The organism is Pseudomonas sp., from assembly GCF_035497915.1.
Taxonomy (GTDB): domain Bacteria; phylum Pseudomonadota; class Gammaproteobacteria; order Pseudomonadales; family Pseudomonadaceae; genus Serpens.
The window spans coordinates 63,512-86,045 of sequence record NZ_DATJCS010000048.1 but is presented as its reverse complement, the minus strand read 5'-3'; the positions used below and the strand labels follow the sequence as shown (position 1 = coordinate 86,045).

24 protein-coding genes and 1 riboswitch are annotated in these 22,534 nt (G+C 67.1%); of the genes, 8 read left to right on the top strand and 16 right to left on the bottom strand.

Features of this window, described 5'->3' with window-relative positions; genetic code table 11:
• Nucleotide 1 precedes the first annotated feature (1 nt).
• The 5 genes from VL129_RS14505 to VL129_RS14485 all read right to left on the bottom strand — a co-directional run bounded on the left by VL129_RS14505 (nt 2) and on the right by VL129_RS14485 (nt 6,073).
• A complete protein-coding gene (locus VL129_RS14505) occupies nt 2–1,030 on the bottom strand; it encodes an RnfABCDGE type electron transport complex subunit D (protein ID WP_325413900.1) in 1,029 nt (342 codons plus the stop codon).
• A 209-nt stretch (nt 1,031–1,239) separates the two neighbouring features.
• A complete protein-coding gene (gene rsxC, locus VL129_RS14500) occupies nt 1,240–3,711 on the bottom strand; it encodes an electron transport complex subunit RsxC (RefSeq protein WP_325413898.1) in 2,472 nt (823 codons plus the stop codon).
• Nucleotides 3,708–4,283 carry an electron transport complex subunit RsxB gene (gene rsxB / locus VL129_RS14495; RefSeq protein ID WP_325413896.1) on the bottom strand — a complete coding sequence of 192 codons (576 nt, stop codon included), beginning with the start codon at nt 4,281–4,283 and terminating at the stop codon, nt 3,708–3,710. The genes rsxC and rsxB overlap by 4 nt, the downstream gene beginning before the upstream one ends.
• Nucleotides 4,280–4,864, bottom strand: a complete 585-nt coding sequence (gene rsxA / locus VL129_RS14490) for an electron transport complex subunit RsxA (RefSeq protein ID WP_325413894.1) — start codon at nt 4,862–4,864, stop codon at nt 4,280–4,282. The genes rsxB and rsxA overlap by 4 nt, the downstream gene beginning before the upstream one ends.
• A 102-nt stretch (nt 4,865–4,966) precedes the next feature.
• A complete protein-coding gene (locus VL129_RS14485; protein WP_325413892.1) occupies nt 4,967–6,073 on the bottom strand; it encodes a glutamate-cysteine ligase family protein in 1,107 nt (368 codons plus the stop codon).
• A 180-nt stretch (nt 6,074–6,253) separates the two neighbouring features.
• On the opposite strand from VL129_RS14485, the gene VL129_RS14480 reads away from it, so the two are divergent.
• Nucleotides 6,254–6,571 (top strand): hypothetical protein, encoded by a 318-nt coding sequence (locus VL129_RS14480; protein ID WP_325413890.1) that lies wholly within the window; start codon nt 6,254–6,256, stop codon nt 6,569–6,571.
• Between the two features lie 180 nt (nt 6,572–6,751).
• Here the strand turns inward: VL129_RS14480 and metG are convergent, their stop codons facing one another.
• A complete protein-coding gene (gene metG, locus VL129_RS14475; protein ID WP_325413888.1) occupies nt 6,752–8,803 on the bottom strand; it encodes a methionine--tRNA ligase in 2,052 nt (683 codons plus the stop codon).
• A gap of 325 nt (nt 8,804–9,128) precedes the next feature.
• Here metG and apbC point away from each other — a divergent pair, with 325 nt between their 5' ends.
• Nucleotides 9,129–10,223, top strand: coding sequence for an iron-sulfur cluster carrier protein ApbC (gene apbC / locus VL129_RS14470; protein ID WP_325413886.1), 1,095 nt, complete (start codon nt 9,129–9,131; stop codon nt 10,221–10,223).
• A 177-nt stretch (nt 10,224–10,400) separates the two neighbouring features.
• Here apbC and VL129_RS14465 read toward each other — a convergent pair whose 3' ends face one another.
• Nucleotides 10,401–10,850, bottom strand: coding sequence for a bacteriohemerythrin (locus tag VL129_RS14465; protein ID WP_325413884.1), 450 nt, complete (start codon nt 10,848–10,850; stop codon nt 10,401–10,403).
• Nucleotides 10,851–11,065: 215 nt separating this feature from the next.
• Between VL129_RS14465 and dcd the strand changes: the two genes are divergently transcribed.
• On the top strand, nt 11,066–11,632 hold the full coding sequence (gene dcd, locus VL129_RS14460; RefSeq protein WP_325413882.1) for a dCTP deaminase: 567 nt from the start codon (nt 11,066–11,068) through the stop codon (nt 11,630–11,632).
• A gap of 141 nt (nt 11,633–11,773) precedes the next feature.
• On the opposite strand, the gene dauA is transcribed toward dcd, so the two are convergent.
• A complete protein-coding gene (gene dauA, locus VL129_RS14455; RefSeq protein WP_325413880.1) occupies nt 11,774–13,504 on the bottom strand; it encodes a C4-dicarboxylic acid transporter DauA in 1,731 nt (576 codons plus the stop codon).
• 130 nt (nt 13,505–13,634) lie between these two features.
• Here dauA and VL129_RS14450 point away from each other — a divergent pair, with 130 nt between their 5' ends.
• A complete protein-coding gene (locus tag VL129_RS14450; protein WP_325413877.1) occupies nt 13,635–13,910 on the top strand; it encodes a PA4642 family protein in 276 nt (91 codons plus the stop codon).
• Between the two features lie 305 nt (nt 13,911–14,215).
• On the opposite strand, the gene VL129_RS14445 is transcribed toward VL129_RS14450, so the two are convergent.
• The 6 genes from VL129_RS14445 to VL129_RS14420 all read right to left on the bottom strand — a co-directional run bounded on the left by VL129_RS14445 (nt 14,216) and on the right by VL129_RS14420 (nt 17,419).
• Complete coding sequence (locus VL129_RS14445; RefSeq protein WP_325413875.1) at nt 14,216–14,554, bottom strand: HopJ type III effector protein; 339 nt, start codon at nt 14,552–14,554, stop codon at nt 14,216–14,218.
• Nucleotides 14,551–14,844, bottom strand: a complete 294-nt coding sequence (locus VL129_RS14440; RefSeq protein WP_325413872.1) for a DUF1244 domain-containing protein — start codon at nt 14,842–14,844, stop codon at nt 14,551–14,553. Before VL129_RS14440 ends, VL129_RS14445 begins: the two co-directional genes overlap by 4 nt.
• Before the next feature lie 12 nt (nt 14,845–14,856).
• Nucleotides 14,857–15,228, bottom strand: coding sequence for a dihydroneopterin triphosphate 2'-epimerase (gene folX, locus VL129_RS14435; protein ID WP_325413870.1), 372 nt, complete (start codon nt 15,226–15,228; stop codon nt 14,857–14,859).
• Nucleotides 15,229–15,278: 50 nt separating this feature from the next.
• On the bottom strand, nt 15,279–15,989 hold the full coding sequence (gene folM / locus VL129_RS14430; protein ID WP_325413868.1) for a dihydromonapterin reductase: 711 nt from the start codon (nt 15,987–15,989) through the stop codon (nt 15,279–15,281).
• A 62-nt stretch (nt 15,990–16,051) separates the two neighbouring features.
• Nucleotides 16,052–16,618 carry a putative antibiotic biosynthesis monooxygenase gene (locus tag VL129_RS14425; RefSeq protein WP_325413866.1) on the bottom strand — a complete coding sequence of 189 codons (567 nt, stop codon included), beginning with the start codon at nt 16,616–16,618 and terminating at the stop codon, nt 16,052–16,054.
• Between the two features lie 222 nt (nt 16,619–16,840).
• Entirely contained in the window at nt 16,841–17,419 is a 579-nt protein-coding gene (locus VL129_RS14420; RefSeq protein ID WP_325413864.1) for a hypothetical protein, read from the bottom strand.
• Nucleotides 17,420–17,589: 170 nt separating this feature from the next.
• On the opposite strand from VL129_RS14420, the gene VL129_RS14415 reads away from it, so the two are divergent.
• The 3 genes from VL129_RS14415 to VL129_RS14405 are packed head-to-tail and all read left to right on the top strand — an operon-like array spanning nt 17,590 to nt 19,553.
• Entirely contained in the window at nt 17,590–18,042 is a 453-nt protein-coding gene (locus tag VL129_RS14415; protein WP_325413862.1) for a flavodoxin, read from the top strand.
• Nucleotides 18,043–18,096: 54 nt separating this feature from the next.
• Entirely contained in the window at nt 18,097–18,966 is an 870-nt protein-coding gene (locus VL129_RS14410; protein ID WP_325413860.1) for an acyl-CoA thioesterase, read from the top strand.
• The gene (locus VL129_RS14405) at nt 18,963–19,553 is read left to right on the top strand and encodes an HAD family hydrolase (RefSeq protein ID WP_325413858.1); all 591 of its coding nucleotides are present in this window, start codon (nt 18,963–18,965) and stop codon (nt 19,551–19,553) included. Before VL129_RS14410 ends, VL129_RS14405 begins: the two co-directional genes overlap by 4 nt.
• A 77-nt stretch (nt 19,554–19,630) precedes the next feature.
• Here the strand turns inward: VL129_RS14405 and ypfJ are convergent, their stop codons facing one another.
• Entirely contained in the window at nt 19,631–20,488 is an 858-nt protein-coding gene (gene ypfJ, locus VL129_RS14400; protein WP_325413856.1) for a KPN_02809 family neutral zinc metallopeptidase, read from the bottom strand.
• Between the two features lie 121 nt (nt 20,489–20,609).
• On the opposite strand from ypfJ, the gene VL129_RS14395 reads away from it, so the two are divergent.
• Nucleotides 20,610–21,425, top strand: a complete 816-nt coding sequence (locus VL129_RS14395) for a M48 family metallopeptidase (protein WP_325413854.1) — start codon at nt 20,610–20,612, stop codon at nt 21,423–21,425.
• Nucleotides 21,426–21,662: 237 nt separating this feature from the next.
• Here VL129_RS14395 and VL129_RS14390 read toward each other — a convergent pair whose 3' ends face one another.
• Nucleotides 21,663–22,250: a TMEM165/GDT1 family protein gene (locus tag VL129_RS14390; RefSeq protein WP_325413852.1), complete on the bottom strand. Its 588-nt coding sequence runs from the start codon at nt 22,248–22,250 to the stop codon at nt 21,663–21,665.
• A 93-nt stretch (nt 22,251–22,343) separates the two neighbouring features.
• A riboswitch (yybP-ykoY riboswitch) is annotated at nt 22,344–22,459 on the bottom strand.
• Nucleotides 22,460–22,534 lie beyond the last annotated feature (75 nt).

Here is a 22,534-nt window from a genome sequence, read left to right as displayed (position 1 = left end):
TTCATTCGCCCAGCTTGAGGCCGCGCTCGGCCTTGGCGTGGCCGTAGGTGCGCGGACGGGTGTAGTAGTCGATGGTCGGTGCGGCCAGGTTCATCAGCAGCACGGCGAACGCCACGCCGTCCGGGTAGCCGCCCCAGGCGCGAATCACGTAGACCAGGATGCCGACGCCAATGCCGAACAGCAGGCGGCCGCGGGTGCTGGTGGCGCCGGACACCGGGTCGGTGACGATGAAGAAGGCGCCGAGCATGGTGGCGCCGGAGAGCAGGTGGAACAGCGGCGAGCCGTGGCTGTCCGAGCCCGAGCCATTCCAGAACAGCAGGCTCATCACCAGCAGGGCGCCGAGCATGCCCACCGGGGCGTGCCAGCCGATCACCCGCCGGCCGAGCAGGAACAACCCGCCGGCCAGGAACGCCAGGTTGACCACTTCCGAACCGATGCCGCCGTAGTGGCCGAAGGCCGGCTGTTTCCACAGCTCGGCGATGGTCAGGCTGTTGTTGGTCTTCAGCACGTCCAGGGCGGTGGCCTGGCTCCAGCCATCCACCAGCGGCGCCAGGCCAAAGATGTGCTGGAAGCCATCGAGCAGGCCCACGGCGTGGGGCACCGGCCAGCTGGTCATCTGTACCGGAAAGGACACCAGCACCACCACGTAGCCGACCATCGCCGGGTTGAACGGATTCTGGCCGAGGCCGCCGTACAGCTGCTTGCCGAAGGCGATGGCGCTGGCCACGGCGATCAGGGTCAGCCACCAGGGCGAATAGGGCGGCAGCGCCAGGGCCAGCAGCACGGCGGTGACCAAGGCGCTGCCATCGCGCAGGAAGAACTGCACCGGCCGCTGGCGCAGCTTCAGCAGCAGCGCTTCGACGCCCAGCGCCAGGCCGCCGGCCCAGAGCAGGTTGATCAGCGTGCCGGCGCCGTACAGCCAAGTCAGCATGACAAAGCCGGGCAGGGTGGCGGCCAGCACCGTCAGCATGACGCGCTGGGTGCGGTTGGCCCCGATGGCATGGGGCGAGGTGATGCGGGGCAGGGCCATGTGGGCTCCGAATCCTGTACGTCTTGCCGCCGTCGGCGTGACGGCAGCCTGTGTTTCAACTTCCAGCGGCTGGCGCTGTCCTGGCCGCCGGGGAGGCCTAACGGCCTCCTTTCGGTGGACAGGAAAAGCGCTGTCCACCCTACGTCAACCGTTCCGTCGCTCGTAGGGTGGAAAACTCGCGCAGCGATTTTCCACCGAAAGCGGCCGGTTCACTCTGCCGTGTTCTCCGCCAGCTTGCGTTCGGCCTCCGCCAGCTTGGCGCGGGCGGCGTCCAGGGCGGCCGGTTCCGGGTTTTCCGTGCGTTCCAGCTTGCGCAGCTCGGCGCGGGCGAAGGCCAGTTCGGTCTTCAGCTGCCGGGTGGCGTCGTCGACCGGGCGCTTTTCCATCCGTACCAGATCCGGCGCCGGCCTGGCGGTGCCTTCCTCGGCCGCGTGCAGATCCTGCTCGGCGCTCGCCAGTGCCTCGCGCAAGCGGGTCAGCTCGGCCTCATCGGCGCCGGCCTTCTCGGCCTTCTTCAGTTCGGCGCGGGCCATGGCCAGCTCGATCTTGGCTTTCTTCAGCGCCTCATCGACCGGCTTGGCCGCCGGCACCGGCGCTGGCGCGGCGGCCTCGGCGCTGGCCAGGGCCTGGTCGGCGTCTTCCAGCTGCTGGCGCAGGCGGGCCAGTTCGGCCTGCTGATCGTCGTCCGGAGCTTCCAGCTTCTCCAGCTTGCGGATCTGCGCACGCAGCATGGCGGCTTCGATCTTGGCCTTCTTCAGGGCTTCGTCCCCGGTCGGCTTGGCGGCGGGGACGGGTGCGGGTGCGGCGGCTTCGGCAGCGGCCAGCAGCTTGTCGGCGTCTTCCAATTGCTGGCGCAGATGCGCCAGCTCGGCCTGCTGATCGTCGTCCGGGGCTTCCAGCTTCTCCAGCTTGCGGATCTGCGCGCGCAACATGGCGGCTTCGATCTTGGCCTTCTTCAGCGCCTCGTCGCTGGCCGGTTTGGCTGCGGCGGGCGCCGGCGTGGCCGGCTGGGCGGCGGCCAGTGCCTGCTGGGCCTGTTCGGCGGCGGCGCGCAGCGTTTCGACCTGCTGGCGCAGCTCCTCGGTATCGTGCTGGGCCAGCTGCTTCTCGGCCTTCTTCAGGGCGACCTGGGCCATGCTGGCCTCGATCTTCAGGCGCTTGAGGGCTTCGCCGGCTTCCACCGCCTGGGGCGTGGCCTCGACGGCGGGCGCCGCCTCCTTGGCGGCCTTGGCCAGCGCGGCCTTCTCGGCGCGCGCCTTGCGTTCGGCTTCCTTCTGTTCCTCGGCGCGGCGCAGGCGTTCCTGGCGTTGTTCGAAACGCTGGCGCGAGTGCTCGGCCTTCTGCTGCTTCTGCTCCAGCTCGCGGATCTCGCCCTTGGCAGCGCGGAAATACTGCACCAGCGGGATGTTCGACGGGCACACATAGGCGCAGGCGCCGCACTCGATGCAGTCGAACAGGTGCTGGGCGCGCAGCTGTTCGTGGTCCTGGCCGAGGGCGAAGAAATGCAGCTGCTGCGGCAGCAGGCTGGCCGGACAGGCCTCGGCGCATTCGCCACAGCGGATGCACGGCAGCGCTGGCGGGGGCGGCGGCAGTTCCTTCCCCGTGGCGGCCAGTAGGCAGTTGGTGGTCTTGATCACCGGCACGTCCCGGGACGGCAGGCTGAAGCCCATCATCGGCCCGCCCATGATCAGGCGATCCAGGCTGTTCGGCTTGAGGCCGGCAAAGGCCAGCAGTTCGTTCACCGGCGTGCCGATCAGCGCCTCGACGTTCATCGGCCGTTCCAGCGCCTCGCCGGTCAGGGTGGTGATGCGCGAGATCAGCGGCTTGCCGAGCACAACGGCGTCGTGAATGGCCACGCAGGTACCGACGTTCTGGCAGAGCATGCCGATATCGGCCGGCAGCCCACCGCTGGGCACTTCGCGGCCGGTGAGGATCTGGATCAGCTGCTTCTCGCCACCGGACGGGTACTTGGTGGGGAACACCTTGAGCACATAGGGGCGCTCGCCGAGCGCCGCGCGCACGGCGGCGATGGCCTCGGGCTTGTTGTCCTCGATGCCGATCAGCACGGTCTGCGGCTGCAGCAGGTGGGCGAGGATGTCGACGCCACCGACCAGCGCGGCGGCGCGCTCGCGCATCAGCAGGTCGTCGGCGGTGATGTAGGGCTCGCACTCGGTGCCGTTGATGATCAGCGTGCCGACCTTGTCCAGCGGCCGCGCCGCCAGCTTGGCGGCGGTGGGGAAGCCGGCGCCGCCCAGGCCGTTGATGCCGGCCTCGCGGATCAGCGTCAGCAGGTCGGCGGGCGCCAGGCTGCGGAAATCGGCGACCGGCTGCAGCTCGCACCATTCATCCTGGCCGTCGCTGTCGATGACGATGGCCGGTGCGTTCATGCCGGAGACATGCGGATAGGGCTGCGGACCGATGAAGCTCACCGTGCCGGAGGTCGGCGCGTGCAGCGGCACGCTGACCGTGCCCTGGGCGTCGGCGATCTTCTGCCCCTTGAGCACGCGCTCGCCGACCGCCACGCAGGGCTCGGCCGGCGCGCCGAGATGCTGGCTCAGCGGCAGGATCAGCCGGGCCGGCAGCGGCGCGGGCTGGATCTGCGTGCGGTTGGACAGGTCCTTGCGCTCCGGCGGATGAATGCCGCCGGGAATGTCCCAAACAGTCGTGTGCATCGCGGTCATGCGGCCTGCTCCCGGTCGGTGGCGATCAGCTGGCCCGGCGCCAGCGGCAGCGCCCAGGTCCAGCCCTGCAGGCTCTTGCCCACTTCAAGCATGTCGATGCAATCCACCGGGCACGGCTCCACGCACAGGTCGCAGCCGGTGCATTCGCTGGCGATCACCGTGTGCATCTGCCGCGCGGCGCCGACGATGGCATCCACCGGGCAGGCCTGGATGCACTTGGTGCAGCCGATGCACTCGGCCTCGCGGATGAAGGCGACCATCTGCGGCTTCGCGCCGCCTTCGGCGTCCAGCGGCTCGGGCTCCAGGTCCAGCAGGTCGGCCAGTGCCTGGATGGTCGCCTCGCCGCCGGGCGGGCACTTGTTGATCTTGTCGCCGTTGGCGATGGCCTCGGCGTAGGGCTTGCAGCCCGGATAGCCGCACTGGCCGCACTGGGTCTGCGGCAGCAGGGCGTTGACCTGCTCGGCGATGGGGTCGCCCTCGACCTTGAAGCGAATCGCCGCGTAGCCCAGCAGGGCGCCGCAGACCAGGCAGAGGATCAGCAGCGCGACGATGGCAATCAGCACCAGACTCATAGCTTGATCAACCCGGCAAAGCCCATGAACGCCAGCGACATCAGTCCGGCGGTGATCATGCCGATCGCCGGGCCCTGGAACGCCTTGGGCACGTCGGCGATGGCGATGCGCTCTCGCATCGCGGCGAACAGCACCAGCACCAGCGAGAAGCCCAGGCCGGCGGCGAAGCCGTTCAGCGTGGCGGTGAGGAAGGTGAACTCGCTGCGGTTGGCATTCAGCAGCGCCACACCCAGCACGATGCAGTTGGTGGTGATCAGCGGCAGGAAGATGCCCAGCACGCGGTACAGCAGCGGGCTGGTCTTGTTCACCACCATCTCGGTGAACTGCACCACCACGGCGATCACCAGGATGAAGCTGATGGTGCGCAGGAATTCCAGGCCCAGGGGTTCGAGCAGGTATTCCTGCACGAGATAGGCGCACATGGCGGTCAGGGTCAGCACGAAGGTGGTCGCCAGCGACAGGCCGATGGCGGTTTCCACCTTCTTGGACACGCCCATGAACGGGCACAGGCCGAGGAACTGCACCAGGACGAAATTGTTGACCAGGATGGCGCTAACCATGATCAGGGCGAGTTCGGTCATTGCAGGGGCATCGCTCTGGGTGGGCCGTTGAAGAGGGCCGGTATTATCGGGGAGGGGGGCGGGGCATACAAGGCGCGACAGCCGGCCGCAGGCTGACGGGCGTCAATGCGCGGCCAGACCGCCCGGCCAGTACAGCTGCCCGCTGGCGCGCAGGGCATGGGCCGGGGTGACGCGCGCGGCGCGCTGGCGCCACAGCGGCTCCAGCTGTTCGGCCGCCGCGCCGAGCCCGGCCTGTCGCAGCGCGGCCTGGCTGGCCTGCAGCGCGCGCTGCGCCCCATGGGCGATCTGCGCGTCGTCGAAGGCATCCAGCGCGGCCAGGCGGTAGAGGTCGATGTCGGCCTCCTCGCTGCGCCCTGGCAGGCTGTCGTCCAGGCACAGGCCGGTCAGCAACTGGCACAGGGCGGTCAGCAGCGCCACGCCGGGCGCGGCGTCGAAGGCCTTGAACTCGATACGCCCGACTTCGCCGGGCAGGCGCGCCGGGCGCATCAGCGGCGAGGCCTGCAGCGCCGTGTGGTTATCCGCTTCGACATACACGCGCACCGCCGGTCGGCAGCCGCAGCGCATCCAGGTGCGCCGCGACCAGCCGGTCCAGGCCTGGCCGGCGAACCAGGGCGAATCGAAGCTGAATGGCACGATGAACGGCGCATAGAAGTTCAGCTTGCGCGCGGCGTCCAGGTCGCGCCGCCAGTCCCGGTCGGCGAACGACAGGTTGAGGTCGGGGCCGAAGGTCAGGGTGGCGATGTCGTTGCCGGCGTAGTCGCGATCGGCCGCCCGGTTGCGCCGCTCCCAGGCATTCAGCGGCGGGTCGAAGACGTAGCGCTCGCGCAGCGGGTGGAGCGCCGCGATGCCCAGTGCCAGGTCGTGGCCGGCCAGGGTCGCGGCCAGTTGCCGTTCGATCTCCAGTAGCAGGGCCAATGCCTCGGCGACGCTGTCGCGCGGCGGGGTGCGAATCTCCACGCCTTTCACCGCCAGGCCGGCGAAGCGGCCGTCCGGGTGGGCGCGTTCGTCACCCTCCAGGTACCAGTAGCCGCTGCGGATGCCCTGGTCGCCGCTGGCCAGCGTGGGGTCGTCGAGCCCGGGCTTGGCGGCGAGCATCCGGCTGAGGACGGGGAAGTCCAGGTTGGTGAAATCACGGATGCGTCCCGAGGCATCGATCAGCAGGTATTCGAATTCGATGCCGTAGCGCATCGAGGAGCCTGAACGAAGCATGATGTTGCGCCCTGCCGCCAGTGTCCTGACCAGTGTAGGTCGGCGCGGCGAACGGCCGGCAGATGAATGGTTTGCATGCAAATTAGTCGCTGACTTAAAGAAAGCTCGCTAACAATCATTCGACTTTAGTCGTAGAATGCGCGCCATCGAAACCCACACCCCCGAGGCTCTTTGCTCTTTATGAACACCCAGGACCTGCAACGCCTGCTCGATGATCTGGACACTACCCACACCGCCAGCGACAGCCTGAGCCGTCTGGTGGTCAGCCGTCTGGCCAAGCAGGGCGTGCCCTACAAGGCGATGCTGGGCAAGCTGGAAGTGGGTGGTCGTGTGGTCTCGCCGCACTTCTGGGTGGAGAGCAACGGCTGCGTGATCGATTACCGTGGCGGCAACGACAAGCGCGGCGTGTTTGCCAAGGCCGAGGCACCGGCCTACCAGGGCACCGAGATCGTCCTCGACCCGCTGCCCGATTACATGTTCGAGCAGATGGCCCGCTAACGGCGGCCAGGCTGAGAAATTAAAAAACGGAACCCGAGGGTTCCGTTTTTTTATTGTGGTTCGGTGCCGCGTCAACCGTAGGGTGGAAAACTCGCGCAGCGATTTTCCGCCACAGCCACGCCTGCGTATGCCCGGTAGACAAGGCTTCGCCGTTGTCTACCCTACGGCACCAACCCCGCCTTACTTCACCCGCTGGCCCGGCTTGGCGCCGGCGTCGGGGCTGAGCAAGTAGATTTCCTCGCCGCCGGGGCCGGCGGCCAGCACCATGCCTTCGGAGACGCCGAACTTCATCTTGCGCGGCGCCAGGTTGGCCACGTACAGGGTCAGGCGGCCTTCCAGCTGACTTGGGTCCGGGTAGGCGCTCTTGATGCCGGAGAACACGTTGCGCTTGGCATCGCCGATATCCAGGGTCAGACGCAGCAGCTTGTCGGCGCCTTCCACGAACTCGCACTTTTCGATCAGCGCAATACGCAGGTCGACGGCGGCGAAGGCGTCGAAATTGATTTCCGCGGCCAGCGGCTCCTTGGTCAGTTCGCCACTGCCTCGGGGGTCGCCACCCTGGGGGGCTGCCTGGGTGGCGGCCAGGTCTTCCTTGGAGGCTTCGATCATGGCGGCTACCTGTGCGGGGTCGATACGGGTCATCAGCGGGGTGAACGGATTCAGCTGATGGTTGGCCAGCGGCTGGTCCAGGTCGGTCCAGCTCAGCGGCGGTACGTTGAGGAACTGCTCGGCGTCGGCGGCCAGCTTTGGCAGGACCGGCTTGAGCAGGATGACCAACTGGCGGAACAGCTCGACGCCCAGGGCGCAGATTTCCTGCACTTCCTGCTGCTTGCCTTCCTGCTTGTTCAGTGCCCACGGCGCCTTGTCGGCGATCCAGGCGTTGGCCACGTCGGCCAGGGCCATGATCTCGCGCATGGCGCGGGCGAAGTCACGCTTCTCGTAGGCTTCGGCGATGCTCGGCAGGGCGTCGCGGAAGGTGGCGCGCAGTTGCGGCTCGATATCGGTGGCCACCAGCACGCCGGCGTTGCCCTTGTGGATGAAGCCCGCGCAGCGGCTGGCGATGTTGACCACCTTGCCGACCAGGTCGGAATTGACCTTCTGCACGAAGTCTTCGAGGTTCAGGTCCAGGTCGTCGACGCCACGGCCGAGCTTGGAGGCGTAGTAGTAGCGCAGGTACTCGGGATTGAGGTGATCCAGGTAGGTGCGTGCCTTGACGAAGGTGCCGCGCGACTTGGACATCTTCTGGCCGTTGACGGTCAGGTAGCCATGCACGTTCAGCGCGGTCGGCTTGCGGAAACCGGCGCCTTGCAGCATGGCCGGCCAGAACAGCGCGTGGAAGTTGATGATGTCCTTGCCGATGAAGTGGTAGACCTCGGCGCTGGAGTCCGGCTTCCAGTATTCGTCGAAGTCCAGCTCCGGGCGGCGCGCGCAGAGGTTCTTGAAGCTGGCCATGTAGCCGACCGGCGCGTCCAGCCAGACATAGAAGTACTTGCCCGGCTCGTCGGGGATCTCGAAGCCGAAGTAGGGCGCGTCGCGGGAGATGTCCCACTCCTGAAGGCCGGCGTCCAGCCATTCGGCGATCTTGTTGGCCACCGAGTCCTGCAGGGCGCCGCCGCGGGTCCACTCCTTGAGCATGGCTTCGAAGTCCGGCAGCTTGAAGAAGAAGTGCTTGGACTCCTTGAGCACCGGGGTGGCGCCGGAAATCGCCGAGCGCGGGTTCTTCAGCTCGGTCGGCTCGTAGGTGGCGCCGCACTTCTCGCAGTTGTCGCCGTACTGGTCCTCGGCCGCGCATTTCGGGCAGGTGCCCTTGATGAAGCGGTCGGCCAGGAACATGCCCTTCTCGGGGTCGAAGTACTGGGTGACGGAGCGGGTGGCGATGTGGCCCTTGTCGCGCAGCGCCAGGTAGATGCGCGTGGCCAGCTCGCGGTTTTCCTCGGCGTGGGTCGAGTGGAAGTTGTCGAAGTCCACCAGGAAGTCGGCGAAGTCGGCGCTGTGCTCGGCCTGCACGTTGGCGATCAGCTGCTCGGGGGTGATGCCTTCCTTTTCCGCGCGCAACATGATGGCCGAGCCGTGGGCGTCGTCGGCGCACACATAGGTGCAGGTGTTGCCGCGCAGCTTCTGGAAGCGCACCCACATGTCGGTCTGGATGTATTCCAGCATGTGGCCGAGGTGAATCGAGCCGTTGGCGTAGGGCAGGGCGCTGGTGACGAGAATCTTGCGGGCTTCGGACATGGCGGTTGGGCTGCACGGCTGATGGAACAAGCCGGCAACTATAAGGGAAGGAACGCGCCGGAAGCCACCGGCCCGTAGGGGAACGACGCAGACGCGCAGGGTGGAAACGCGCGAAGCGATTTTCCACCGCGGGAACGCCTGCGTATGCCGGTAGACAAGGCTGCGCCGTTGTCGACCCTACGGCCTGTAGGGCCGGCTTTACGCCGGCCAGCGGAGTTGCCGCCGCCGCCGCTCTGCCATCCCCGCCCTCCGCCGGCCGGGATAAACCCGGCCCCACAGCTGCTATCATGCCCGCCTGTCCCGCCGGTCCGAATCTGGAGCCCCCATGTCCATTACCCGCGAAGCCGTCGAAGCCGCGCTGCGTCAATACACCGACCCGCATCTGAATCAGGACCCGGTCAGCGCCGGTTGCGTCAAGCAGATCGACATCCAGGGCGACCGCGTCGCCGTGCGTGTGGAGCTGGGCTATGCCGCCGGCCTGTTCAAGAGTGGCCTGGGCCAGTTGCTGCAGATGGCCCTGGAAAACCTCGACGGCGTCAGCCAGGCCAGCGTGCAGGTGGACTGCGTGATCACCGCTCACAAGGCGCAGGACGCGGTGCCGGCGCTCGCCAACGTGAAGAACATCATCGCCGTGGCCTCCGGCAAGGGCGGCGTCGGCAAATCGACCACCGCCGCCAACCTGGCGCTGGCCCTGGCCCGCGAGGGCGCGCGGGTCGGCATGCTGGACGCGGATATCTATGGCCCCAGCCAGGGCATCATGTTCGGCATCCCCGAAGGTACCCGTCCGAAGGTGCGCGACGAGAAGTTCTTCGTGCCCATCGAGGCCCATGGCGTGCAGGTGATGTCCATGGCCTTCCTCACCGATGACAAGACACCGGTGGTCTGGCGCGGGCCGATGGTCTCCGGCGCGCTGCTGCAACTGATCACCCAGACCGCCTGGGACAACCTCGATTATCTGGTGGTCGACATGCCGCCGGGCACCGGCGACATCCAGCTGACCCTGGCGCAGAAGGTGCCGGTGGCCGGCGCGGTGATCGTCACCACCCCGCAGGATCTGGCGCTGCTGGATGCCAAGAAGGGCGTGGAGATGTTCCGCAAGGTGAATATTCCGGTGCTGGGCGTGGTGGAGAACATGGCCATCCACATCTGCTCCAACTGCGGGCATGCCGAACACCTGTTCGGCGAGGGTGGCGGCGAGAAGCTGGCGGCGCAGTACAACGTCGATCTGCTGGCCTCGATGCCCTTGTCCATGGCCATTCGCAGCCAGGCCGACGCCGGCCGGCCGACGGTGATCGCCGATCCGGAAAGCCAGATCGCCATGCTCTATCAGCAGGTGGCGCGCACGGTGGGCGCGCGGATTGCCCAGGGCAGCCAGATCGTCGCGCAGTCGATGCCGAAGATCGAGATCAGCGACGACTGAAGGGCGCCTCTAAAAACTACCTGCGTTGTCATCGCTGCGTTAAAAACAGGCTCAAAATGCTCATTTACCTCACGTAAACTGCGCTTTTTCGCCTGTTTTGCGGGGCCGCCATCGGTATTGCGCTGACGGCCTCGCCTACGTTTTTAGAGGCACCCTGAAATGCGTATGCCCGGGTGCTCAGCTGAAGAACTTGCCGAGCATGCGCGAGGCGAAGCTGCGGTCCAGGTTTTTCTTCACCAGGGCCACGTAGTGCTTGTCTTCGTGCTTGATGTGGTTGATCAGCCACAGGCCCACGTCGGTGCGCATTTCGCGCGCCACCTTGAGCGGGTCGATGCCCTGGGTGACCTTGTCCAGGTACTCGTTGGCGCGCTGGCGGAACGCGTCGTGCACCTGGCGATGGGCCTCGAACATCGGGTAGCCGGCCTGTTCCATCAGTGACTCCTCGAACACCAGGTGCGAAAGCACGTAGTCGATCAGACCGCGGCAGAGAATCTCCACCTGACTGCCGTCGCCGCTTTCGATGCACTTCTGGATGTCTTCGAAATATTCGAACAGCCGCTGGTGCTGTTCATCAATCAGGTCGATGCCGGTTTCATAGTCGGCCGACCACTCGATCTTGAGAGCCATTGTCCGTCCCTGCCGTGTTTTTCTTGGGTTGTTCGTGCGACCACAAGGCACAGTGCCATCATGTGAGGCTATGCAAGAGCGGGGCGGGGAATGTTGATCTGGATCAGTGGACTACTGTCCGAAAATCGTCTTCGCCGGACGCCTTGGCTTGGAAGGAGCGACAGCGGCCCGGTAAGATGCGCGGCATTCTTGTTGAACCCATTCAGGACACCGCGATGAGCATCAAATCGGACAAGTGGATCCGCCGCATGGCCCAGGAGCACGGCATGATCGAGCCCTTCGTCGAACGCCAGGTGCGCACCGAGGGCAGCGAGCGGCTGATCTCCTACGGTGTCTCCAGCTACGGCTACGATGTGCGCTGCGCCGACGAATTCAAGGTGTTCACCAACATCCACTCGGCCACCGTGGACCCGAAGAACTTCGACGAGAAGAGCTTCGTGGATGTGAAGGGCCCGGTGTGCATCATCCCGCCGAACTCCTTCGCGCTGGCGCGCACCGTCGAATACTTCCGCATTCCGCGCGACGTGCTGACCATCTGCCTGGGCAAGAGCACCTACGCGCGCTGCGGCATCATCGTCAACGTCACCCCGCTGGAACCCGAGTGGGAAGGCCACGTGACCCTGGAGTTCTCCAACACCACCACCCTGCCGGCGAAGATCTACGCCAACGAGGGCGTGGCGCAGATGCTGTTCCTGCAGTCGGATGAAGCTTGCGAAGTGTCCTACCGCGATCGTGGCGGCAAGTACCAGGGCCAGACCGGCGTCACCCTGCCGAAGACTTGAGCCGACCGTAGCGCTTTTGTGGGAGCGGCTTCAGCCGCGATGCTCTTCGAGCAGGCCACAAAAGCTCGCGACTGAAGTCGCTCCTACAGGTCTGTGCCGAACCGGCTTGTGTAGGAGCGGCTTCAGCCGCGATAGCGGGCGTCAGCCCGCCACCACGCCCCGTTCATCCAGCCAGCGCAGCGCCTTCTCGCGCGCCTGCACCAGGTTGCGCACGAAGGCCAGCTCGCCATCGCGACGGTGGATGCCGGCGCGGCGCAGCTTCAGGCGTACCCGTGGCGTGGTGCCGACCAGCACCAGGCCGATGCCGTGGCGCTGGTAATGCTCGAGGATGCTTTCCAGCGCCGCCAGGGCGGTCATGTCCAGCAGCGGCACGGCGCTCATCTCGACGATCACCACCTTCATCTCGCGGTCGAAGCGGCGCAGGGTGTCCAGCGCCTTTTCCGCCGCGCCGAAGAACAGCGGGCCGCGAATGGCATAGGCGGCCACGCCCTCGGGCAGATTCTGCAGGGACTCATGGAAGCCGGCCGGCAGACTGGCAGTGTCGGTGATGTCGCTCATGCGCTTGATGAACAGGCCGGCGGCCAGTAGCAGACCGACGCCCACCGCCAGCACCATGTCGAACAGCACGGTGAGCACCAGGCAGACCAGCAGCACCAGCACGTCGGTGCGCGGGGCGATCTTCAGCGTATGCACCACATGGTGGGCCTCGCTCATGTTCCAGGCCACCATCAGCAGCAGCGCGGCCAGAGCGGACATCGGCAGGTAGCTGAACAGCGGCGCCAGCAGCAGCACGGCCAGCAGCACCACGCCGGCGTGGATGATGGCCGCCAGCGGCGAGAACGCCCCGGCGCGCACGTTGGTGGCGGTGCGGGCGATGGCGGCAGTGGCGGTGATGCCGCCGAACAGCGGCGCCATCAGGTTGCCGATGCCCTGGCCGAGCAGCTCGGCGTTGGGATCATGCTTGGTGCCGGCCATGCCGTCGGCCACCACCGCGCACAGCAGCGATTCGATGGCGCCGAGCATGGCGATGGCGAAGGCCGGCGCCATCAGTTGGCGGATCAGCTCGAAGGACAGCACCAGCGGCTGTCCGTCGGGGCCGGGCAGGTCCCACGGCCAGGCGAAGCTGGGCAGGAACGGCGGGATGCCGGGATGCTCGACGCCATCCAGCGTGTAGCTGAAGCGCTCGCCGAGGGTGGCCAGCGGCAGGCCGGCCGATTCCAGCAGCAGGCCAAGGAGCGTGCCCACCAGCAGGGCGATCAGGTGCCCGGGAATCTTCGGCACGAAACGCGGCCAGACGATCAGCACGCCCAGACAGACCATGCCGACCAGCGCGTCGCCGAACTGCAGGCTGGGCAGCGCTTCGCCCAGGCTCATCAGCTGCGCCACGTAGTGGGCGGGCTCGCCCTGCGGCTGCAGGCCGAGGAAATCCTTGATCTGCAGGGTGGCGATGACGATGCCGATGCCGGCCGTGAAGCCCAGGGTCACCGGGTAGGGTACGAAGCTGATCAGCTTGCCGGCGCGCAGCAGGCCCAGGGCGATCAGGATCAGCCCGGCCAGCAAGGTACACAGCAGCAGGCCGCCGATGCCGTATTGCTGGGTGATCGGCAGCAGGATGACCACGAAGGCGGCGGTGGGGCCGGAAATGTTGAAGCGTGAGCCGCCGAGCAGGGCGATCAGCGGAGCGGCGATCAGCACGGTGTACAGACCGTGCTGCGGCGGCACGCCGACGGCGATGGCCAGGGCCATGGCCAGCGGGATGGCGATGATGCCGACGGTCAGACCGGCGGCGAGATCCCCCTGCAGGGAGGAACGGGAATAGCCGGCGCGCAGCGTCTGGCGCCAGGCCGCGAACAGCGGTAGTTGCAAGGACATGATGGCTCCCGGAGGGCAAGGCCGGCTGAGTATACGCCTGCTCACTGTAGGGGAATGCAGATGTTGGTTGCGTTGAGGACCGCCGGGACGGGGAGTACACTGCGGGCCCTTTGACTGAGCGAGGCGAGCGATGCGCAAGGACAAGAAGCAGGTAATTGGCGAGGAGATCGGCGACGAAGCCATCAAGGCCTACCTGGCCATGGAACCGGCCGACGATACCCCGCCGGCGCTGCACAAGCTGCTCAAGGCCTATCGCGGGCTGCGCATCGGCGATTTCGAGCGCTTCCTGGTGTTCTTCCGCGACGCCGGCTACGACCTGGCGGCCGCCGATGACTTCATCGCCATGATCCAGGACCAGCGCCAGGCCGAGCCCTATATCGAGGCGATCCGCGAAGCGCGCGGCTGAGGGTAGGGCGGTTAGCGCCGTTCTGGCCGCCGGGGCGGTGGACAAGAAAAACGTTGTCCACCCTACGCCTGGGTAGGAGGGGCTTCAGTCGCGACGCTTTGGGCGGATCCCCGTCGCGGCTGAGCCCCTCCTACAGGTTCGGCTCAAGCATTGGCTGCGTTCCAATCCCGCTTGGCCGGCATAAAGCCGGCCCCACAAGGGTCCGGAGCCGCACGCACCAAGCCCTGTAGGGCCGGCTTTACGCCGGCCAGCGGAGTCCGAATACCACGCTTTGGTTTGGTCTCCCCACCGTCCAGGCACACCGCTTACGGCTTGCGCACCAACGGCGGCTGCTCGAACACCACGCCGGCCAGGCCGGTCTTCATCAGTGCACGGATGTTGCCGTGGTCACTGCCCTCGGGCGTGGCCAGCACGCTGCGGTAGTGCTCGCCGAAGGCCCGCAGCACCTCCTCGTCGGTCAGCCGTTCCAGCAGGGCCAGGCCCAGTACCTTGCACGAACCCTCGTTCTGGCCGGCGGCGTTCTGTTGATCGCCGTTGCGAAAGGCGCTCGGCGTGTAGTCGTACCGGGCGGCGATGAACGCCAGGGTCTCGGCGAACAGGTGCTGTTCGTTGCGCAGGGCGGCGCGAAAGTCGTTCAGGTTCATGCGGGCTTGTTCTTCTCGAAGTTGGCTAGCTGCTCGGCACTGGCTTCGCGCTGGTAACGGGACTTCCACTCGGCATACGGCATGCCGTACACCGCCTCGCGGGCGGCCTCCAGCTCCAGTTCCACGCCGCGCTCGTCGGCGGCGGCCTTGTACCACTTGGCCAGGCAGTTGCGGCAGAAGCCGGCCAGGTTCATCAGGTCGATGTTCTGCACATCGGTACGCTCCTGGAAATGCTGCACCAGGCGGCGGAAGGCAGCGGCTTCCAGTTCCAGGCGTTGTTGATCGTTCATGGGCGCTCCAGGCTATTCGCGGTGACCGGCGAGGGTGATGGAGACGGATTCGGCGAAGCGCAGCGCGTGGGGCTTGTCCACCTCGACTTCTGCGTAGCGCACCTCCGGGTGGGCCATCACCAGATCCAGCACTTCCTGGGTCAGACGCTCGAGCAGGGCGAAGCGGTTGCCTTCCACGTGGGCGATGATCGCCTTGGTGATGGTGCGGTAGTTGAGCGCCCGTTCGATGGCGTTTTCCGCCACCGCCTGGTGCGCCGCATAGAGGATGGTCAGGTTGATCAGCACGTCCTGCTTGTTGAGGACTTCTTCTTCCTTGATGCCGATGTAGGTGCGCAGACGCAGGTCCTTGACCCGGATGCGCGCCATTCCCGGTTCCAGTCGCATGGCCGTTGCTCTCCGATTCTGGGGGGGCGGCGAGTATCGCACGGCCCGGGCTATTTGAGATGCCGACCGCCGTTCACCGTCAGCGTCGTGCCGGTCAGGTAGGGGTTGTCCAGCAGATAACGCAGGCTCTGGTAGATCACCTCGGGTCCGGGGGTGAAGCCCAGCGGCGACTTGGCCAGCGCCTTCGCCCGGTAGTCCGCGTCGTCGTCCGCGTTGAACATCAGCAGTGCCGGGGCGATGCCGTTGACCTTGATGTTCGGCGCCAGGCGCGCGGCGAAGGACAGCGTCAGGCTGTCCAGGCCGGCCTTGCTGGCGCAGTAGGCGGTGTGCTTCGCGCTGCCCTTGCGCACCACGTCGTCGCCGATGTGCACGATGTCCGCCGGCGTGCTGTCCAGCAGCAGGTCGGCGCAGTGCAGGTTGATCAGGTACGGCGCCAGCATGTGCACGTTGACCATGCGCCGGAAGGCCTCGGCCTCCTGGCCGGGCTCCTCGGCCAGCCATTCGGAGGCGTTGTGCACGATGGCGCGCAGCCTGCCGGTGTGCTGGCGCAGGCGGGCGATGAAGTCGAGGATGCCGGCCTCGTCGGAGAAGTCCGCGCGCAGCAGCTCGGCGCCGCGCTGGCGTAGCTGCTCCAGGCCCGGGCGCTCGCTGCGGTAGCTGACGATCACCGGTTGGCCGTCGTCGAGCAGGCGCAGCGCGCAATGCAGGCCGACGCGCTGGCTGGCGCCGGTGATCAGGATGGGGGCCGGAGTTTCGGACATGCGGTGTGCTCGGGCAGTGACGGGGCGGAAGCCAAGCTATAGCAGCCGCCCCATCACGGCAATCAGTGACGCGCCAGCAGCGTGCGCAGCCGCGCGGAGGCTCTGGCAGGACGTTGCAGCCAGGGCGCCAGCAGGCGGGTCACCTGCGGAATCACCAGATAGGTCATCAGCGGCGTCAGGGCCAACGTGGTGACCAGCACCCGGGCGGGCATCGGCCAGTCGGCCAGGTAGCCACCGAACAGCAGGTTGAACAGCAGCGACACCGGGAAGAACGCCAGCCAGATCACCAGGCTCTGTTTCCAGCGCGGCGGTCGGGTGGCCTCGTTGAACCAGCCGTCCAGGCCCAGGGCGCGGTGTTCATGGGGCTGGTCGAACAGCCCCTGGCCACGTTGCAGCCAGGCCTGGCGCGAGGCCGAATGTTCCCAGGCGGTCATGCTGTCCGGGTCGCTGAAGCGGAAGATCATCTGGAATTCGTTGTCGCCGGGCGGCGGGGCGAGCATCCCGGAACCGAGGTAGCCGGGGAAGTCGGCGGCCAGGCGTTCGCCTTCGTGCAGCCATTCGATGAAGGCGGGGTAGTGGACGGGCTCGACGCGGCGAGCGACCAACAGGGTCATGGGTGGGGTAGGCATCCTGCGACTCCTTGCGCTGACCGCCCGGGTAGGGCGGATACGGTTACGCGCCCCAGGGGTGGCGGGGCGCGCTCGGGGTGCAATCATGCAAGCTGCAGGCCGAAATGCAAGGGGTGTGTGGTGTGTCCGCTCGCACAGCGGGGCTGCTGTGCAGCAGGAGCTTCAGCCGCGAAGGCTCCACCGCCAGTCAGAAGAACCCATGCCCCAGGACAGGGCAGGCAATCAGAAACCCTGCGCCTCGTTGTGCAACTTGACCAGCAGATCCTTCAGGCGCGTCATGCCGTTGCCCTGCAGCGGAGTGATGCGGTACGCAGCCAGGCCCTCCTGGAGCACCCGCACCTGCTTGCCGCGCAGCGACAGGGTGGAATTGTCCGGCAGCACCATCCACAGCGTGAAATTGCCCGGCAGCGAGTCGCCGGCCACCAGCGCGCCGTTCAGCGACAGCTGGCGCACCGACAGGCCGGTGGCCGCGCCAGCGCGGTCAACCAGCGCCAGCGGCGTGGCCAGGTTGGCGCGCCACGGGCGTTCGACCAGGCCCTTTTCGAAGATTTGCGGGGCATCCAGTTGCAGCTGCAGAGCCTGCGGCTCGTCGCGACTCAGGCGCAGCGGGAAGCTCAGGCGCTGGCCGTTGACCAGGGCTTCCACGGAGAGGGTGGCATTCGCCCCCAGGCTGGCCAGCAGGGCGTTGATGGCGGGGCTGCTGTCGAGCATCAGGCGGCTGGGCATCTCGGTCGCAGGCTCGTCCAGCAGCTCCTGCAGGAAAGCCAGTTCGTCGCGGGTCAGCAGCGGCTCGTTGCGCATGGGGAAATCTCGAAGCGAAGCGGTAACCGATTGTAGGACTCGGTTATTCGCCGTTTGTTGCGAACGGTCCGGTTTCTTCCGATAAGCGGTTCCCATTACGCAACTCCCGGCTGGATATCGGTTTTGCGGCATAATGCCGCGATTCTTGAGCAGCAACGTCGGAGTTTTTCATGAAGATCGCGATTCTGAGCGGCAGCGTGTATGGCACGGCCGAGGAAGTCGCCCGTCACGCCGAGCAGCAGTTGCAGCAGGCCGGCTTCGAAACCCTCTATCAGCGGCGTGGCGCGCTGGCCGAGCTGATCGCCTGGGCGCCCGAGGCGCTGCTGGTGGTCACCTCCACCACCGGCATGGGAGACCTGCCGGACAGCCTGCAGGCGATGCATGCCACCCTGCGCGACCAGCCGCCGGCCTGGTATGGCCTGCCGGGCGCGGTGATCGGTCTGGGCGACTCCAGCTATGGCGACACCTTCTGCGGTGGCGGCGAGCAGATTCGCGAGCTGTATGCCGAGCTGGGCATCCGCGAAGTGCTGCCGATGCTGCGCCTGGATTCCAGCGAGACGGTGACCCCGGAGCTGGATGCCGAGCCCTGGCTCGCCGAGCTGGCCGCGGCGCTGCGCGGCTGAACATTTGAACAAGCCGGGGGATGCCCGGCGGTAGATGCCTTGTCGAGGAAATTCATGAGTCAGGTGCTGGATGAACTGGTGGCTCTGCTGAGCCTGGAAACCATCGAGGAAAATCTGTTTCGCGGCGTCAGCCAGGACCTGGGCTTTCCCCAGCTGTTCGGCGGCCAGGTACTCGGCCAGGCGCTGTCCGCCGCCTGCCAGACGGTGATCGCCGACCGTCATGTGCATTCGCTGCATGGTTACTTCCTGCGCGCCGGCGATGCCCTGCTGCCGGTGGTTTATCAGGTGGAGCGGGTGCGCGATGGCGGCAGCTTCAGCACCCGGCGGGTCACCGCGATCCAGAAGGGCCAGCCGATCTTCTTCTGCAGCGCCTCCTTCCAGGCCGACGAGCCGGGTTTCGAGCACCAGCCGAGCATGCCCGACGTCGAAGGGCCGGAGAACCTGCCCAGCGAAGTCGAGCTGTTCAGCCGCCACGCCGAGCGCATTCCGCATCCGATGCGCGAGAAGATCCTCTGCGCCAAGCCGATCCAGATCCGTCCGGTGAACCCCGGCGACCCCTTCCGCCCGCAGCCCAGTGCGCCGCTGAACATGTACTGGTTCAAGGCCGACGGCAGCCTGCCGGCCAACCCGGCTCTGCACAAGTACCTGCTGGCCTACGCCTCGGACTTCGGCCTGCTGACCGCCTCGCTGCGTCCGCACGGTGCCTCCTTCTGGCAGCCGGACATGCAGGTGGCCAGCCTGGACCACGCCTTGTGGTTCCACCACGACCTGCAGATGGACGACTGGCACCTGTACGTGCAGGAAAGCCCGTGGAGCGGCGGCGCGCGGGGCTTCAGCCGCGGCAGCATCTTCAACCGCGCCGGCGAGCTGGTCGCCTCGGTGGCCCAGGAAGGGCTGATCCGCCGCCGGGAGCGCGGTGCATGAACCTGCGCGACATCCGCCACTGGGTGTTCGACATGGACGGCACGCTGACTGTGGCCGTGCATGATTTCGCGGCGATTCGCCGGGCGCTGGACATCCCCGCCGAGGATGACATCCTCGCCCACCTGGCCGAGTTGCCGGCCGAGCGGGCGCGGGCCAAGCGGGCCTGGCTGCTGGCGCACGAGCGTGAACTGGCGCTGGCCGCGCAGCCGGCGCCGGGCGCGGTGGCGCTGGTCCGGCATCTGTGCGAGCGCGGTGTGCGCCTTGGCGTGCTGACGCGCAACGCCCATGAACTGGCCCAGCTCACCCTCGACGGCATTGGCCTGGGCGACTGCTTCCACCGCGACGACATCCTCGGCCGCGACGAGGCGCCGCCCAAGCCCGATCCCGGTGGCCTGCTGAAGCTGGCCGCCCGCTGGGATGTGCCGGTGCAACGCATGGTGATGGTCGGCGATTTTCGCTTCGACCTGGAATGCGCCAGGGCCGCCGGCGCGCGCAGCGTGCTGGTCAACCTGCCGGAAAACCCCTGGCCGGCGCTGGCCGACTGGCACGCCCGCGATTGCGCCGAACTGCACGGCTGGCTGGTGTAACGGCTCCGCTTTTCTGTAGGAGGGGCTTCAGCCGCGACCATGCCGCACACCGAAAATCGTCGCGGCTGAAGCCCCTCCTACAGGCGCGCCGTTTGGAACGTATCGCAGCTCCCCGCCTCGCCGCTGTCGAAGCCGATGCGGAACCAGCGCACCCGCTGTGCGGATGAGCCATGGGTGAAGGAGTCCGGCACCACCTGCCCGCGGCTGCGTTGCTGCAGGCGATCGTCCCCGATCGCCGTGGCGGCATTCAGCGCCTCTTCCAGATCCCCTTCCTCCATCCAGTCCAGACGCCGCTGCGCATGGTGCGCCCAGACGCCGGCCAGGCAGTCGGCCTGCAGCTCCTGGCGCACCAGCAGCCCACCGGCTCCCTCCATGGCTTCGCCGCGCTGACGCGCCGCCTCCACCTGGCGGGAGATGCCCAGCAGGGTCTGCACGTGATGGCCCACCTCGTGGGCGATCACGTAGGCCTGGGCGAAGTCGCCGGCGGCGCCAAAGCGCTGCTCCAGTTCGGCGAAGAACTGCAGATCCAGATACACCTGCCGGTCGGCCGGACAGTAGAACGGGCCGACCGCCGCGGACGCGAAGCCGCAGGCCGAGTTCACCGCGCCGCTGAACAGCACCAGGCGCGGATGCTCATACTGGCCGCCCGCCTGGGCGAACAATGCGTCCCAGGTATCCTCGGTGTCGCCCAGCACGGCACGCACGAACTGGCTGTGGACATCGTCGGTGGCCGGCGCCTGCTGCACGCCGCCCGGCGTGCCGGTCTGGCCGCCCAGTTGGTCGAGAACCTGCAGCGGGTCCTGGCCCATCATCAGGCTCAGTACCACCACGATGGCGATGCCGCCCAGGCCCAGCCCGCCGCCGATGCGCAGGCCGCGCCCGCCGCCGCGGGCATCCACCACGTTGTCGCTACGGCGGGCACGTTTCCAGCGCATGGCGGTTCTCCGGCAAGTCGACCTGCCGATGAGTATGGTCGACGGGCCATCCGGTCGGCGGGTTGTCGCTCCCTGCCGGATCGACCTAGGCTTATCGGGCATCACTGGGCAGGAACGACCGATGAAGCTTCCCTCGTTACCGACCACGCTACTGACCTGCGCGCTGCTCGCCGGCTGCCAGGCGGTGAACACCACCAGCGGCGGCGCCGTGGGCGTCGATCGCAAGCAGTACATGTTCAGCATGCTGTCGACCGAGCAGGTCAATCAGATGTATGCGCAGTCGTACCAGCAGGCGGTCAGCCAGGCAGCCAGCGCGGGCGTGCTGGAGAAGGACAGCGCCGACGCGCGGCGGGTGCAGACCATTTCCCGGCGGCTGATCGCCCAGGCCCCGGTGTTCCGCCCGGATGCCGCCCAATGGCCATGGGAAGTGAGCCTGATCGACAGCAAGGAGCTGAACGCCAACTGCGGGCCGGGCGGCAAGATCATGGTCTACACCGGGCTGATCGAGCAGTTGCAGCTGACCGATGACGAGCTGGCCGCGGTGATTGGCCACGAGATCGCCCATGCGCTGCGCGAGCACAGCCGCGAAGCGCTGTCCAAGGCCTATGGCGTGGAGCTGGCCACCCAGCTCGGTGCCGCGCTGGGTGTGGGACAGGGCGGCTTGCAGATGGCCAACCTGGGTGTCGAGTACCTGATGACCCTGCCCAACAGCCGGGGCAACGAGAACGAGGCGGACCTGATCGGCCTGGAACTTTCGGCCCGTGCCGGCTACGACCCGAACGCGGCCATCAGCTTGTGGGAAAAGATGGCGCGGGCCGCCAATGGCGCCCCGCCGGAATTCATGAGTACCCACCCGTCCTCCAGCACGCGCATGAGCAACCTGCGCGCCACGATTCCCAAGGTGATGCCGCTGTATCGGCAGGCGACTTCGCGTTAGGCAAAGAGCGACCTTGTGGGGCCGGCTTTACGCCGGCCGGCGGGGTTTCATCGGCACGCTGGGGTGCCGGCCTCACCCGCATCGGCCGGGATAAACCCGGCCCTACAGGGGTTCGCCGGGGTTTTTGCTTCTGTAGGGCCGGCTTTACGCCGGCCGGCGGGGGGTTCATCGGCACGCCGGGGTCCCGGCCCCATCCGCGTCGGCCGGGATAAACCCGGCCCTACAGGGGGGCAGCACCTACCCCAGCATCCCGGCCAGGTGCAGCGCCTGGTAGGCGGCGTACAGCCCCAGCAGCAGGAAGGCCAGCGCCGCCAGGCGATGGATCAGCTTCAGCGGCAGGCGTTCGGCGGCGAAGTTGCCGGCCAGCACCACCGGCACGTTGGCCAGCAGCATGCCCAGCGTGGTGCCCAGCACGACCAGGACGAAATCCGGGTACTGCGCGGCGAGCATCACCGTGGCGATCTGCGTCTTGTCGCCCATCTCGGCGAGGAAGAAGGCGATCAGCGTGGTGACGAACGCACCGTGGCGCTTGAAGCGGCTGCCTTCCTCCTCGTCCAGGGTATCGGGAATCAACGCCCAGGCCGCCACAGCCAGGAAGGCCACGGCGAGCAGGCTGTGCAGCAGCACCGGTGTCAGCCAGTCGGCGACCCAGTTGCCCAGCGCGCCGGCGGCGAAGTGGTTGGCCAGGGTGGCGACAATGATTCCGGCGATGATCGGCCAGGGTTTGCGAAAGCGCGCGGCGAGCACCAGCGCGAGCAGCTGCGTCTTGTCGCCGATTTCGGCCAGGGTGACGATTCCGGTGGGGACCAGCAGGGATTCCAGCATCAGGGTTCCTAAAGGGGCGGGTCGACAAGAGAACGCATATGACACGCACGCCCACCCACCCCGGGTCGGGTCGTTCGTGTCACAGGTCTTGTCAAACCCCAGGCATCAAGCCTGTCGGGTCGCCGGCGCCATGGTCTGTGGACCAAGCATGTTGACGCGGGCCGCGCGAGCAGGGCGCTCGCAGGAGACTACTCCCCCAGGACGGCGGGCATTCTGCCCAACGAGGCGGGTGGGTGCAAGCTCGGAGCGTGCCGCCCGGTCTTCTGTAGGAGCGGCTTCAGCCG

What these genes read in the sequence shown, in the direction of transcription:
- folX (WP_325413870.1), bottom strand. Translation starts at nt 15,228, where the DNA reads ATGCGACTGGAACCGGGAATGGCGCGCATCCGGGTCAAGGACCTGCGT.
- ypfJ (WP_325413856.1), bottom strand. Translation starts at nt 20,488, where the DNA reads ATGCGCTGGAAACGTGCCCGCCGTAGCGACAACGTGGTGGATGCCCGC.
- dauA (WP_325413880.1), bottom strand. Translation starts at nt 13,504, where the DNA reads ATGTCCTTGCAACTACCGCTGTTCGCGGCCTGGCGCCAGACGCTGCGC.
- VL129_RS14440 (WP_325413872.1), bottom strand. Translation starts at nt 14,844, where the DNA reads ATGAACGATCAACAACGCCTGGAACTGGAAGCCGCTGCCTTCCGCCGC.
- VL129_RS14395 (WP_325413854.1), top strand. Translation starts at nt 20,610, where the DNA reads ATGAAGCTTCCCTCGTTACCGACCACGCTACTGACCTGCGCGCTGCTC.
- rsxA (WP_325413894.1), bottom strand. Translation starts at nt 4,864, where the DNA reads ATGACCGAACTCGCCCTGATCATGGTTAGCGCCATCCTGGTCAACAAT.
- rsxC (WP_325413898.1), bottom strand. Translation starts at nt 3,711, where the DNA reads ATGACCGCGATGCACACGACTGTTTGGGACATTCCCGGCGGCATTCAT.
- VL129_RS14485 (WP_325413892.1), bottom strand. Translation starts at nt 6,073, where the DNA reads ATGCTTCGTTCAGGCTCCTCGATGCGCTACGGCATCGAATTCGAATAC.
- rsxB (WP_325413896.1), bottom strand. Translation starts at nt 4,283, where the DNA reads ATGAGTCTGGTGCTGATTGCCATCGTCGCGCTGCTGATCCTCTGCCTG.
- VL129_RS14445 (WP_325413875.1), bottom strand. Translation starts at nt 14,554, where the DNA reads ATGAACCTGAACGACTTTCGCGCCGCCCTGCGCAACGAACAGCACCTG.
- VL129_RS14450 (WP_325413877.1), top strand. Translation starts at nt 13,635, where the DNA reads ATGCGCAAGGACAAGAAGCAGGTAATTGGCGAGGAGATCGGCGACGAA.
- VL129_RS14410 (WP_325413860.1), top strand. Translation starts at nt 18,097, where the DNA reads ATGAGTCAGGTGCTGGATGAACTGGTGGCTCTGCTGAGCCTGGAAACC.
- VL129_RS14505 (WP_325413900.1), bottom strand. Translation starts at nt 1,030, where the DNA reads ATGGCCCTGCCCCGCATCACCTCGCCCCATGCCATCGGGGCCAACCGC.
- VL129_RS14480 (WP_325413890.1), top strand. Translation starts at nt 6,254, where the DNA reads ATGAACACCCAGGACCTGCAACGCCTGCTCGATGATCTGGACACTACC.
- VL129_RS14405 (WP_325413858.1), top strand. Translation starts at nt 18,963, where the DNA reads ATGAACCTGCGCGACATCCGCCACTGGGTGTTCGACATGGACGGCACG.
- VL129_RS14420 (WP_325413864.1), bottom strand. Translation starts at nt 17,419, where the DNA reads ATGCGCAACGAGCCGCTGCTGACCCGCGACGAACTGGCTTTCCTGCAG.
- metG (WP_325413888.1), bottom strand. Translation starts at nt 8,803, where the DNA reads ATGTCCGAAGCCCGCAAGATTCTCGTCACCAGCGCCCTGCCCTACGCC.
- folM (WP_325413868.1), bottom strand. Translation starts at nt 15,989, where the DNA reads ATGTCCGAAACTCCGGCCCCCATCCTGATCACCGGCGCCAGCCAGCGC.
- VL129_RS14425 (WP_325413866.1), bottom strand. Translation starts at nt 16,618, where the DNA reads ATGCCTACCCCACCCATGACCCTGTTGGTCGCTCGCCGCGTCGAGCCC.
- VL129_RS14390 (WP_325413852.1), bottom strand. Translation starts at nt 22,250, where the DNA reads ATGCTGGAATCCCTGCTGGTCCCCACCGGAATCGTCACCCTGGCCGAA.
- VL129_RS14465 (WP_325413884.1), bottom strand. Translation starts at nt 10,850, where the DNA reads ATGGCTCTCAAGATCGAGTGGTCGGCCGACTATGAAACCGGCATCGAC.
- VL129_RS14415 (WP_325413862.1), top strand. Translation starts at nt 17,590, where the DNA reads ATGAAGATCGCGATTCTGAGCGGCAGCGTGTATGGCACGGCCGAGGAA.
- dcd (WP_325413882.1), top strand. Translation starts at nt 11,066, where the DNA reads ATGAGCATCAAATCGGACAAGTGGATCCGCCGCATGGCCCAGGAGCAC.
- apbC (WP_325413886.1), top strand. Translation starts at nt 9,129, where the DNA reads ATGTCCATTACCCGCGAAGCCGTCGAAGCCGCGCTGCGTCAATACACC.